6 protein-coding genes are annotated in these 14,253 nt (G+C 31.3%); all 6 read left to right on the top strand.

The window, feature by feature from the left end:
- The first annotated feature begins 293 nt into the window (after positions 1-293).
- The 6 genes from L3J35_09535 to L3J35_09510 are packed head-to-tail and all read left to right on the top strand — an operon-like array spanning position 294 to position 14,216.
- Positions 294-3,407, top strand: coding sequence for a hypothetical protein (locus L3J35_09535; GenBank protein MCF6366427.1), 3,114 nt, complete (start codon positions 294-296; stop codon positions 3,405-3,407).
- A gap of 38 nt (positions 3,408-3,445) precedes the next feature.
- On the top strand, positions 3,446-6,091 hold the full coding sequence (locus tag L3J35_09530) for a TonB-dependent receptor (protein ID MCF6366426.1): 2,646 nt from the start codon (positions 3,446-3,448) through the stop codon (positions 6,089-6,091).
- A 24-nt stretch (positions 6,092-6,115) separates the two neighbouring features.
- Entirely contained in the window at positions 6,116-7,330 is a 1,215-nt protein-coding gene (locus L3J35_09525) for a hypothetical protein (GenBank protein ID MCF6366425.1), read from the top strand.
- Positions 7,331-7,333: 3 nt separating this feature from the next.
- Positions 7,334-7,978 (top strand): hypothetical protein, encoded by a 645-nt coding sequence (locus L3J35_09520; protein MCF6366424.1) that lies wholly within the window; start codon positions 7,334-7,336, stop codon positions 7,976-7,978.
- Between the two features lie 40 nt (positions 7,979-8,018).
- The gene (locus L3J35_09515) at positions 8,019-11,003 is read left to right on the top strand and encodes an MFS transporter (protein MCF6366423.1); all 2,985 of its coding nucleotides are present in this window, start codon (positions 8,019-8,021) and stop codon (positions 11,001-11,003) included.
- Between the two features lie 12 nt (positions 11,004-11,015).
- Entirely contained in the window at positions 11,016-14,216 is a 3,201-nt protein-coding gene (locus tag L3J35_09510; GenBank protein MCF6366422.1) for a SpoIIE family protein phosphatase, read from the top strand.
- Positions 14,217-14,253: the final 37 nt, after the last annotated feature.

Below are 14,253 nucleotides of genomic sequence, written 5' to 3'. Positions count from 1 at the left end.
GTTTATCAAATAAAATCAGCGATATTAATAGCTTGTATAATTTGTTCTAAATTAACAATTTACAATCAAACTAACAACTTTTTTTCATTATTTCGAGCATTTTTTTAACTTCGTAAAGTAGAATTAATAAACCTTGCATAATTTTTGTTTAAAGTATGAAAATGTTTTGATAAATAGTGTTATAGAAAATAGTTTTATCTATAATCATTTGATTTGTCTGTTATTTTTTATAAATTTGAATGTCTGAAATAAGAAGCACACGATTTTCAAATTAATACTTAGATTTAAATTATATGGTCGGTTTAAAAGAAAATCAATTGCAAAACAATCCGTATCCGGGTATCAGGAGTTTTGAAATTGGTGAAAGTCATTTATTCTTCGGAAGAAGTAAACAAACTGAGGATTTACACAGGATTTTAAGGAAAACACATTTTATTGCAATAACAGGTGCTTCCGGAAGCGGAAAGTCATCATTGGTTAAGGCAGGTCTTATTCCTAAATTGCACGGAACTAATGATAATTGGTATCATCATATATTCAGACCCGGTAGTAACCCGATAGGAAATTTTGCAAAATCTGTTTATAAAACTTTTAAAATAAACGGAAATCAAAAAGTATTTGATACAAGCAATGAAGTAGAAAAAATACTGAGAACAGAAAATAATCCTATTGAGTATATATTCTCAAAAGCTAAGCCTGAAACCAATCATTTAATCTACGTAGATCAATTTGAAGAAATTTTCAGATTCAGACAAAATGAATATCAGGTAAATGCAGAAAGTGATTCAGAATTATTTGTTGATTTATTGGTGCAAGGTTCAAAATTATCAAACCTTCCTATTTACCTTATAATAACATTACGTACTGATTTTCTGAGTGATTGTTCTTATTTTTCCGGTTTAACAAAAATAATAAATGACGGACATTATTTAATTCCGCAGATGACTTCGGAAGAAAAAGAAGAGGCTTTAACAGGTCCTGCAGGAGTTGCAGGTGCTGTAATTTCCCCCGGTTTAAAAGAACTTATTAAAAAACATTTGAGAGAATATGATATCAGTTTGCCGGTTTTTCAGCATGCACTAATGCGAACATGGGACTATTGGTTGAATAATGCAGAGTATGGAAAACCAATTGATAATGAACATTATGAGGCAGTCGGCACAGTAACTGATGCTTTATCTGTTCATGCCGAGTATTTATTTTCTTCATTAAAAGATAATTCGTTAAAAAACATCGCAGAACGTATTTTTAAATCATTAACACATTTGGGAGATGATAACAGAGGAACAAGAAGCCCGAAAACATTAAATGAAATTATTGCAATTTTAAATGAACGAAAAGAAGATATAACAGAAGTCTTAGACAAATTCAGAGATGAAAAAAGCGGATTTCTATTGCCGGCAAAAAAGACAAAACTAACATCTGATACTGTTATTGATATTTCGCACGAAAGCATTATGAGAGTTTGGGGAAGACTTGTAAGGTGGGTTCAAAGCGAAACAGAATCTGCACAATTGTATTTACGAATATCAAAATCTGCAGAATTGTACCAAGAAGGGAAAACAGGTTTGTTAATAAATCCGGATCTTCAACTTGCATTAAAGTGGTTTGATGAAAATAAACCTAATGAAGTTTGGGCACAAAGGTATGATCCTGCATTTGACCGAGCAATAACATTTTTGGAACACAGTAAGAAAAAATGGGAAAATGATATAAAAGCAAAAGAAGAAAAACAAAAAAAAGGTTTAAGAAGAGCAAGGTTTATCGCAGTGTTTTTAGGCTCGGCTTCTTTAATTTCAATTTTATTCCTTGTTGTGGCAATGAACCTAAAATTTAAAGCTGACGGCAGTAAAAGGAAAGCATTAGAAAAAGAAAAAATTGCAACTCAAAAAAGTCTTATTGCCGAAGAAAAAAAGAGAGAGGCAGTTTCTCATAAAAAAATTGCAGAGCAACAACAACTTATTGCTATTGAACAAAGATTAATAGCCGAAGAAAACAAGCAATATGCCGTAAGTCAACAAAGAGAAGCATTAATTCAAAAAAGGTTGGCATTAATTGCGAAACATGATGCTGTAAGAGCAAGAGATATTGCAATGGAACTGCAATTAAAAGCCGAAAAATTAAGAGATGAGGCATATCAACAAAAATTAATTGCTGAAAATCAGACCACAAGAGCCGAGTTGTCAGAAGCAAAAACAGATACACTCAGGAAATTAGCAATTGCAAAATCACTTTCTGCACAAGCTGTTAAAATTTATCGCAATAATAAAAAAGCCCAAAAACTTAGCGAATATGATAAGAAATTACCTAGTTTGTTAGCTCTTCAATCTTATTATTTCAATAAAAAATACGGAGGAAATAAAAGTGATGCTGATATTTTTTCTGCATTATCAGAAGTTTCCGAAACAGGAGAAGTTCTGAGGGGTAAAAATATTCATACAGACGGAATAAGAGATTTAGCTGTCAGCCAAAGCGGAAAATATTTCGTATCATGCAGCGATGACGGTACTGTAAATTTATTTGATTTCAATAATCCCGAAACTCCGGAGAGATTAAATATGGGAACAAACGGAGATAACAGTATCAGGTCGGTTGATATTGATAAAGTAGGTAAAAATGTTGTTGCAGGTACTTACAGAGGTGAAATTTTATTATGGAAAAATGTTGCAATACAACCGAAACCAATCATTTTAAAAGGACATTCTTCCGTTGTAAACAGCGTAGTATTCAGTAAAGATAATAAAAAAATATTTTCAGCTTCAGGTGACGGAACAGTCAGAGAATGGGATATTAATACAAACTCTTCAAAAGTTATTTATAGGAGAAATACTCAATTACAGGATTTTCAGATTAGCCCGGGAGGAAAGTTTTATGCAATAGGAGCAGCATCAGGGGAAATTACAATTCTTTTCAGCGATGATACAAATAAACAAACAATTTTAAAAGGAGACAATCACAAGAAAGTAATCTCTTTGTTTTGGAAATCTGACAATGAATTAATTGCAGGTTATTCTTCCGGAAAAATAAGAATAATAAAGAATAACAAATTTATTGAGGAGTTCTATGCTCATCTTTCGGGTGTTACATCATTACAGTATGATAAAAACTTTAATAGACTAATTTCAACAGGCTATGACGGAACAATTAAAATATGGAATTATGATAACTTGAAATTAGAACCGATAACTTTATTTAAACACAGTTCTTGGGTTTATTGTGCAATTACAAATATTGAAGGAAAAAAACTGATTTCCGGAAGTGCCGATAAAAAAATTGTAATTACACCTATTAATATTGAAGATATTAAAAGTATAATCAGAAAAAAAGTATCTTCAAATATGAGTAAAAATGATTGGTACAGGTTTGTAGGAAAAGATATTGAATATAACTCGGAACTTCCTCAATAAAAAATTGATAATTTATACAGAAAGTAAAAAAGATGCTTATGAATAAATATATACTCTTAATCACAGCTTCCTTAATAGGGCATACATTATTTTCTCAAAATAATTGTGATTGGTCATCATTAAATGATGCTGATAAAAACTATCAGTCGGGAAATTTTAATGAAACAATAAAACTTATAAACCGATGTATCAGCGAAGGCTTTAATGAACAGCAGAAAGTTCAGGGATACAGGCTTTTAGCAAAAACATATTTAGCATTTGATAATGACAGCAGTGCAAATAAAGCCGTAAACGAATTATTAAGTATTAATCCTAAATTTCAACCGGACTATTTAACAGACCCGCCTAAGTTTATTCAAATTATTGAAAAAATTAAACGCTTAAAAAGTTCTATGCTTGTAACATCAGTTTCTAAAAAAGCAGAGAATATTTATGAAACACCCGCAACCGCAATGTTAATATCCGAAGACCAACTAAAAAACAGAGGATATTTAGATTTGGAAGCAATGCTTCATGATTTACCCGGTTTTGACATTTCAAGATCGAACGGAAATTTATATACTCACGCTTACCAAAGAGGTTATCGTTCAATTAATACAAACAGAACATTATTTTTAGTTGACGGAGTTGAAGAAAATGATTTATGGTCAAGCAATGTGTATCTTTCAAGGCAATATGCTCTAAGTAATATTAAAAATATTGAAGTAATATACGGACCTGCATCAACAATGTACGGTTCAAATGCTTTTTTGGGAGTTGTAAATGTAATTACAAAAGAACCTGCAGATTTTATTAAAGCAGGAAAAGTAATCGGAATTGATGCAAGAATCGGCTACGGTTCTTATAACACAAAGTTTTTTGACGGAACTTTTGCCGTAAGAACCAAAAACAATAATATCGCTTTTTCCGTAACAACAAGAGCTTTTTTCTCCGATGAACAAAACTTATCTGAATATGAACAACATGATTTTGCTCCTGCAACCTTTGAAAATAACGCAGACGATTATCATGCACTTCTGGATATTAAAGATACTGCTGCCGTAAACAACTTTTTGTCTGCAAATGCTGAAACAGGAACTTTTTATTACACCCAAAGATTTACACCCGACAGTGCTAATATAATTTTAACTGATGCCGGTATTCAACAAGCTATTAATTTTGACAATACTTTTTTTGAAAATGTATCTTATAAAGATATGACAGAAGCATATTCGGTAGATTTTAAATTAAAAGTATATGATTTTTTAATCGGATGGAATTATTGGAGTAAAGCAGAAGGAACAGGCGGTCAATATACTGACTTAGTGTACAGAACAGCAACAGAAGGCGGAACATGGCGACCTGTTCATAATTATTTTTACACGAAGTATGATAAAGATATTAACTCAAAACTTAATATCAGCAATTTTATAAGATTTAAAACCCATGATTTTCAGCCTGATAACAGCGTTGTGCCTTCTGTAACATATTTTAACGGAGGTTTAGATTTAGGTGCTTTAATTCATGATGTAGCACCTTTACCGATTAATGTTTATTTATTTCAAAAATCAAATCAATTAAGAGAAGAATTTAAAACATTATACCAACCCGTAAGTTGGTTAGATATTGTAGCAGGTTTTGAAGCAAGGTTCAGTTCAATTCAAGGAGACTATAATAAAAAAGTTATTGTCGGAAGCATGGAGGTGCCGGATTCAATTATTGCAGAAGAACAAGGAGCCGGAGGTACTGATATTCCCGGAGGAAATCAATTCTTTTCAAGAGATTTAGGGTTTTATACACAAGCAGGAATAAGTTTAATAAAAGATACTAAAATTTCACTCGGTATAAGATACGATAACAACTTAGTAAGACAAACAGAAGGCTACGGAAGTGCTTTTAACCCAAGATTTGCAATTGTTTACACTCCGGGTACGTTTATTTTTAAAGGAATTTATGCCGAAGCATTTAAAGATGCAACAAACAGAGAAAAATATTCAACATCTCCCGGCAAAAGAGAACTTGCAAATCCGCTTTTAGAACCGGAAAAAGTTAAAAACTATGAATTTGTTTTCGGGAAAAGCTTTTTTGAAAATTCATTGATGGTTAACGCTTCTGCTTATTATTCACAATACAGCAATATAATACAAGAAGTTTCTGTGCCTGTTGAGGGCGGAGGAACAACAAACCAAAATCAAGCAGTAGGAGAAGCCGAAATATTCGGAATAAATGCATTTGCCGATTATAAATCAAATAATTTTACGGCTTATCTCAACTACACTTATACAGAACCTTATGCAATCGACCCCGTTGATAGTGAGGACAATCCCCAATTAGACAGTCTTGGAAATATTTATCATAAACTAAGAATAAGTGATATTGCAAATCACAGAATTAATGCCGGATTTAACTATGTCTTCAAAGATGTGTTAAACATTAACCTCAGAGGAAATTTTGTCGGAAAAAGATTAACAGGTTATAACACAACTGTTCCTTCAAATCCGGATACTTTTAACCCTTATGTTGTATTTAACGGTGCAATAAGTTATTCTCCTAAGAAAATGGGACTAACAATACAATTGTCTGCATTTAACATTTTAAATAAAGAATACGCATCACCGGGCTTAGATTATGCAACAGGAGATTTGGCTTCAAGTCTTATACAAAACAAAAGAAATTTACATTTGAGTTTAATATACGAATTTTAAAGAATCAAATTAAGCATTAATTATATGGATAGAATAGCTGATTCATTAAAAAACAGCAGAATAGTTTTCTGGGAAGAAGTTGCCAGAGACGGAGCACAAGCTAAGACAATTATGTCTGCTGCTCAACGTATTGATATAGCTCGAATGCACGGAAAGATGTTTAATGAAAACGGTCCGGATCATTTAGTTTTTGCAGTAGGGTTTGTTTCCATAGGAAAAGAAGAAGCCGAAACTATTAAAGAAGTTGCCGATAATGTTGACAACTGCTATCTTGCAGTAAATTGCCGAAGTAATAAAGATGAAATAAATCAAAGTTTTGATGTTATCAAAAATGCAAAATACGGACGAATTGCATACGTTTTACCTGCCTCTGAAAGGTTATGCCGATTAATGCTTCATAAAACACAAAAAGAAACATTAAAAGCCGGTGTTGAAATGGCAAAATATGCACTGGACAAAGCACAAGGTTTACCCGTTGATGTTCAGCTTGCTGCTGCCTTTGATGCAGATCCGTTATTTATTGCAGATATGGCTTCCGCAATTTCTGAACAAGGTGTTGCAACCGTTGGAATGGGAGACACAAGGGGAAGTATTTACCCGAAAGAAACAGCAAGATTTTTAGATGTTGTACTCCAAAAAGCTGATGAGAATGTCCTGTTTTCTGTTCATTTTCATGATGATATGGGTTTTTCGCTTGTTAATAATTTAGCAGCAATAAGAAGAGGAGTTTTTATGCCTTCAACTTCCTGGTTAGGAATAGCAGAAAGAAACGGTTTGTTAAGAACAGAACTTCTTACCGTTCATTTGGCTTATGAGCCTGAAAAATTAGTAAGTAAATTAGATATTGACGGAAAAGGTTTATTTTTATCTCCTCCAAAAATAAAGATGTTAAAAGATATTGCTCGAAAAGTTTCCGGTTATACAGGCATAAATTTAAAAACAACAGATCCGATTATAGGAACAGGTGTGAATTCTATTTCAACCGGAACTCCGTTTGTAGATACTTGCAGTTTTCAACCGTTTGACCCGAATGAAGTATTGGGAATTCCCAGAAAAATACATGTTACACAATTAGCAAGCAAGCGAGTTATTAAAGAAGTGAGTTCTGAAATGGGATTTCAACTGTCTGATAACCAAATTTCAAAAGTTTTACTCGAAGTAAAATCAAAAGCATATAAACTTAACCGATCAATTTTTCCGGAAAATGAACTTATTGAACTCTTTAATAATATAAAATAGTTTATGAGAAGAATATTCATCATATCATCAGTTTTATTGTTTCTCGGACAAAGTTCCTGGTCGCAAGAGAATTTTGATATGTGGTATAAACTTTCTCCCGAAATAAGAATGAACAGAGAAAATAAGGCTTGGGAAATAAGATGGCGACCTGATGACCACATAATAATTCCGAGTATAAAACAATACATAGGGAAGAATAATATCGGCAGAACAGATATAATGATTGGTGCAAATATCGGCAGTTTTAAGCTGTTTAATTACTGGAAACTTGACGATTTAGGAAGAGTTTGGTCAGGGATACGCTTTGATTATAACACGGCAATGTTCAACAAAAAACTATTAATTAATATTCAAGAGCGTCTTTTTTTCGGTTTGAATGAAAAATCCGATAATCATTATTATTTGATACAATATATAAGGTATAAAGTTTCAAAAAAAGTGCAAGCAGGAGTTTTAAGTTACGGAAAATGGGAGTTTGATGCACCTTTTAATGAACAACATTGGTTTGTAGGTCCTACGGCAAATTTCGGATTACCGTATAACTTTAATTTTCATGTTGCAATAACAAAAAGTATTTTTTTTAATAATACTTACATGACATTTATTCGAGTGGGATACCGAATAAAATTAAAAGACAAAGGGAATTAAGAAGAGAAATAATAATTATTAACCTTTTAATATTATAATTTTGTCAGGAAAGTCGAAAATATTCAATATAATAAATATAAAAGAAGGCGAAGGAACTCTTGTTTTTTTACCTATTATTTATTCTTTTTTTACGGGTGCCGCATTAGCATTTTTTGTTACAAGTGCCACTTCACTTTTTTTAAGCAGTTTTGAACGTGAAATGTTGCCTCTGGCTTTTATTGCAGCAGGTGTTTTGGTTTGGTTGTCCGGTTTGCTGTATTCATATTTTCAAAAGAAATACAAATACACGAGTGTTTTAACCGGAGGATTACTTTTATTATTAGTTTCTGTGTTGGTTTTCCTTAGCTTATATATAAAAACAAATTCGATAATAACAATCTTTTTATTGTATGCTTGGATTAGAGTTTTTGCATATATGCACGCAATAACATTTTGGGGATTAGCAGGTCGCCTTTTTACCTTAAGACAAGGAAAACGTGTTTTCGGCTTAATTACCGGAGGCGAAGTTTTTGCAAGTATATTAAGCTTCTTTTCTGTTCCTTTTCTTTTAAAGATTATAAATACGGAAGATTTATTATTTATTTCCGGTGCTGCTTTAATTTTGGGGTTTTTAATGTTAATTTATATTGTAAGAAAATTTAAGAATAAACTTTCAGACCAAAAAACAAAAGAAGTAAAACAAAAGATAAGAACAGATAAAGGCAAAGTTGTTTTTTTAAGAAACAGATATTATAAATTATTCTTTTTAATAGCCTTTTTACCTATTTTTGCCCAGTATTTTGTTGATTTTATTTTTCAGGCACAAGCAAAAATCGAATTTCCGGTAAGAGAATCTTTAACATCATTTGTCGGTTTATTTTTTGGTGTAAGTGCAATCGTAGAATTTATTCTTAAAACATTTGTTTCAGGAAGGCTAATGAATAAATACGGAATGAAATTCGGACTTGTTGCATTTCCCGTAATGTTGGCTTTCAGTTTTGCATTAGCATCGATTTTCGGACTTTTCTACGGTGCTGTTTCTCTATTTTTCTCATTCGTAAGTTTGGGAAGATTATTTACAAGAGCAGTAAGAACATCATTTAATGACCCGGCTACTCAAATTTTATATCAACCGCTGCCTCCGGAAGAACGAATTGTTTTTCAAAATAAAGTAGAAAGCGGACCCAAAGCATACGCAGGAATTGCCGCAGGGATATTATTATTTGCATTTACAAAAATATCTTGGTTTACCCTTGTTTATTTTTCAATTTTTCTGCTGATTTTTATCTTTTTCTGGTACAAAAGTGCAACAGCAATATTTAAAGAGTATAAGCAAATATTACAAACAGTTCTGCTAAAGAAAACCGGCAAAAAAATTAAAACAGTTAATGAAGAAATATTTGAATTTCTCAAAAATAAAGCAGAAACATTAAATGATAAAACAAAAGATATCGTAAGCTATATGTGTAACTCTGTTTTCCCGTACAGGAAGAATCTTATTTTTGCTGAAGAAAAAGAAATAAACAAAAAATATAAATTAAAAGAACTTATTGCTTTTGCAAATTCAGAAAATCAGGATGAACGAGAAAAAGCAGCAAAATTGTTTGAAGATTTTAATATTTATAAAGTTGAGATATTTCTTACAAAATTACTTACCGATGAAAATTTCAATGTTAGAGCACAAGCAATTTTAACTGCAGGAAAACTTAAAGAACCTGAATTATTCAAATATTTATTTGCGAATTTAAGAATCCCGGAATATCACGATATTGTTTTTTCCGCAATTATTAATATCGGAAAAAAAATACTGCCCGACTTAGATAAATTCTTCTATACTATTGAGCATATCCCTGACATTCAGATGTCTGTAATTAAAATAACAGAACTGATAGGAGGAGAAAAAGCAAAAGAAATATTACATACAAAAATAAATTATACAAATAAAACAGTAAGCAACAGAATTATTGATGCTTTAAGCAGGTTGTCATTTCAAGCAAAGAGGGCAGATATTTCGCACCTTTCAATAAAATTGGAAGATGAAATCGGAAACTTTGTTTATATAACGGCTTGCCTTGCCGATTTAAAAAAACAATTTAATGAAAATAACGATATATTAAGGGCTGTTAACCATGAAAAAAAGAATAAAACAGAGCGTATTTTTACAATCTTATCCGTTTTATATGATTCAAAAGCAATTGAACTGATAAGAACAAACTTAGAAAACATCGATTCTGATTCAAAAGGATATGCTCTGGAAATAGCCGATATAATAATTTCGGAATTACATAAAAAAATATTAGCTCCTATTTTTGACGATATTCCCGAAAGTGAATTGGTCAATAAATATAAATATTCTTATCCTCAAGAAAGATTATCTGTTAAAGAAAGATTAATTGACATTATTAACTCCGATAACTCAATAACCGTAAATTACACAAAGGCTTTAGCTGTTAATTTGCTGTCTTCTTATAAAACAGATGATGTTTTTCAGGTATTAAAAGCAAATATTATTCATCCGAATTTAATTATACGAGAAAGTGCTGCAATTACTCTCTATAATATGGAACCCGAAATTTTCAACCATCAGGCAAAATTATTTAAAACAAAAATTAAAGGGTTTAATGACTTAATTAAAAAAGTTACTATAAGCGAAGAAAATCAAAACTTATTAGTTCTTGAAAAACTTAAATTGTTAAGATCGCTTGACATTTTTTCAAATCTAAGTTATGAGAAACTCACAAAATTTGCCGTTCATTCAGAAGAGTACACCATAAAAAAAGGAGAAAAAATGAATTGCGAGGGAGAGGATAAAAATACGATTTATTTATGTATTTCAGGGCATATCTTTGATAAAGAAAGAAATATAGAAATTAAAGAAGGCAAAATAATAAGTTTATACAGTAAAAACGGGAATATTAATAAACTTAATTTTATTGCAGATGAACCTACGTTTATGTTTAAAGGGAAAATTTATTTGTTAAATAATTTATTTGCAGAAAATATCGAGTTTGTAGAAAAACTGACAAAAAATATTATACACAGCTAATAAGAAAATAAGATGCTTCGAAATATCAAATTGAAAATAAGTATTGTGTTGTTGTTATTTGTAACAATAAATAGTATTAATGCTCAAAATTTTAATAAATACAGAGGCTTACCTTTTATCAGGAACTTTACACCTGAAGAGTATAATGCTCATGAGCAAAATTTTGACATAGTTCAAGATACTTCCGGAATAATGTATTTTGCTAACTTTTCAGGAATACTGCAATATGACGGAACAAAATGGATAAAAACAACTACAAAGTCAGGTATGAGAGTACTATCTCTTGATGTTGACCTTAACGGAAGAGTTTATGCCGGCGGCTTAGAAGATTTCGGTTATATAGAACATTTAAAAAACGGAACAAACTCGTATGTTTCATTAGCAAATAACTCAGAAGAAGAAATCGGGATGATTTTCGAAGTTTTATGTAATAAAGATGCAGTTTATTTTATTGCAGCTGAAACTATGTATGTTTATAAGGATTCAACAGTTTCAAAAGTCAAATTTGAAAGTAAAGTTAAATCCGCATTTCTTATGGGAAATAATCCGGAAAAAAATCTGTATCTGTTTTTTGAAAAAGATTTCAAGAACAAAAATAAAATACAAAACGGTTTAGTTTTATACAAAAACGGTTCATTTCAAAGCGTTAAAGACAATTCAGAATCTCAAATTGTTGATGTTCAAACAATGTTTAATAATGTTGACGAAGAATCTTTTGTGCTGGGTACCGCAACCCAAGGAATGTTTCTTTTAAGAAATAATACAATTACTGAATTTGAAATTCCGATAAATGATTTTCTGAAAAAACAAGGACATACCTGTGGCTCAAAAATTTCCGAAACAAATTACGCCTTAGGAACACATACCGGAGGTATTATTATTTCTGATGATAAAGGAAGATCCGTGCAAATTATAGATAAAAACAGCTCACTACAAGACGAAACAATAAATGCCTTATATACAGATAGATATAATTCGCTGTGGGTTGCAACCGATAACGGTATTTCAAAAATTGAAGTAAACTGGAACTTGTCATATATTGATAATATTTCTTCGGGGCTGGAAGGTAAAGTGCAAGATATTGTTGATTTTAACGAAAAAACATTTTTTGCCACTGATAACGGGCTGTTTTTTATTAAAAATAATAAAGTTGAAAAAGTAAACGGAATAAATTTCGCTTGCTGGGATATTGAAGTAGTAAATAACATAATGTTGCTTGCAACTACAAGAGGAATTTATACTGTTGAGGACAACAATGCCGTTCCTTCCGAATATAAAGATTTTTCTTTTTGCTTAAGCAAATCTGAATATGACAATAATGTTATTTATAGCGGACACAACGGAAGAATTGATTTATATAATCTGAAAAATAATAAGTTAAAAAAACAATCGAGTATTAAAACAATTGAAGGTGATGTTTATAAAATTTCTGATACAAAAGAAGGAGATTTATTTGCAGAAGTATCACCCGGTAAAATTTTCAGATATTCTTTTATTAACGGCAACGGAAGTGAGATAAAAACCGAGCAACACTTAATTTCTTTACATATTCAAAAGAAAGCGGAAGATATATTCTTTACTTCGGAAAAAGGTTTATATAAATATGAGAATAATAATTTGGGAAAATATTTATTGTTTCCGGAAGATACAAGTTCTTACCGGCTTTGGATACATGATTTATATGAAATATCGAACGAAAAATATATTATCACTGACGGCGAACAGAAAAACATCGCTTTTTATGAGAAAAATGACAAATCATATAAAATTACACAAACCCCTTTTCTGCCTATTGCAAACTTTACCGTAAATACAATTCATTATTCTCCCGAAACATCAATTGTTTGGCTCGGAGGTAAAAATGGTCTTATTTTATACAATAATAAACAAGCCGCAGTTTATGATAATAATTTCAGCACACTTATAAGGACTGTTAAATCTTTAAATGCCGACTCATTACTTGGCTTCAAAAGCGTAGATTATACAAAATTAGAATATTCAGATAATTCATTAAGGTTTGACTTCAGTGCACCTGTTTACGTATCAAAAGGAAAAACATTATATCGTTATTTTTTAAAAGGATTTGATAAAGACAGTTCCGATTGGACAGAATTAACCTATAAAGATTATACAAATATTCCCGCAGGAAAATATTCATTTACGGTTGAGGCTAAAAATGAATTCGGGAAAAATCTTAATAAATCAAGTTTCGATTTTGAAATTTTAATTCCGATGTACCGAAGATGGTGGGCTTTTATAATATATGCTTTGCTTTTATTCGGAATAATCAGGTTATACATGAATTGGCGAATGAAAGCTGTTGAAAAAGAAAGAAAGGTTCTTGAAGATACCGTTAAAGAAAGAACAGAAGAAATTGAAGAAAGCAAGGAAGAGATTGAAAGTCAGCGAGATGTGTTATATAAACAAAAGAAGGAAATTATCGACAGCATAAACTATGCAGAAAGAATTCAATCGGCTGTTTTACCTTCTGCTGAACTGATGAATGATGTTGTTAAAGATCATTTCGTGTTTTTTAAACCGAGAGATATTGTAAGCGGTGATTTTTATTGGGTTAAAAAAATCAGAACTTTCTCATTTATTGTTGCTGCCGATTGCACGGGGCATGGTGTTCCCGGTGCATTTATGAGTATGCTGGGAAGTTCGTTCCTTAACGAAATTGTAACTTCCAGAACACTTGACAGTGCCGGTGAGGTGTTAAATCGATTAAGAAACAAAGTAAAGAAATCATTACATCAAAAAGGAGCAGAAGGAGAACAAAAAGACGGTATGGATATTTCTTTATTAATAATTGATTGGGAAACATTAGAATTGCAATTTGCAGGAGCATATAACTCTCTTTATATAGTCAGGAAAAACGGAGAGCAAACAAATGAAGAAGCAAATTATGAATTTATTAAATTAAAAGCCGACAGGCAGCCGATAGGAATTTACATCCACGAAAAAGACTTTACGAACCATTCTTTTCAACTACAAAAAGGCGATACAATTTATGCACTTTCCGACGGATATGTTGACCAATTCGGAGGAGATACAGGCGGAAAATTCAAAAGCGGAAGATTCCAAAAACTACTTCTTTCTTTCCAAGATAAAAGTATGGAAGAACAAAAACACATACTCGGCAGAACATTCACAAAATGGAAGCGCGATATTGAACAAATTGATGATGTTCTTATTATCGGTATGAGGATTTAAATTTTGAGATAAAATCATATATTTAATCTGTGTTCGG

It is taken from the genome of Bacteroidales bacterium (assembly GCA_021648725.1).
Lineage (GTDB): Bacteria > Bacteroidota > Bacteroidia > Bacteroidales > JAADGE01 > JAADGE01.
The sequence above is the reverse complement of the archived record's forward strand: the minus strand, read 5'-3'. Positions and strand labels throughout refer to the sequence as shown.

What these genes read in the sequence shown, in the direction of transcription:
- L3J35_09530 (MCF6366426.1), top strand. Translation starts at nt 3,446, where the DNA reads ATGAATAAATATATACTCTTAATCACAGCTTCCTTAATAGGGCATACA.
- L3J35_09525 (MCF6366425.1), top strand. Translation starts at nt 6,116, where the DNA reads ATGGATAGAATAGCTGATTCATTAAAAAACAGCAGAATAGTTTTCTGG.
- L3J35_09510 (MCF6366422.1), top strand. Translation starts at nt 11,016, where the DNA reads ATGCTTCGAAATATCAAATTGAAAATAAGTATTGTGTTGTTGTTATTT.
- L3J35_09535 (MCF6366427.1), top strand. Translation starts at nt 294, where the DNA reads ATGGTCGGTTTAAAAGAAAATCAATTGCAAAACAATCCGTATCCGGGT.
- L3J35_09520 (MCF6366424.1), top strand. Translation starts at nt 7,334, where the DNA reads ATGAGAAGAATATTCATCATATCATCAGTTTTATTGTTTCTCGGACAA.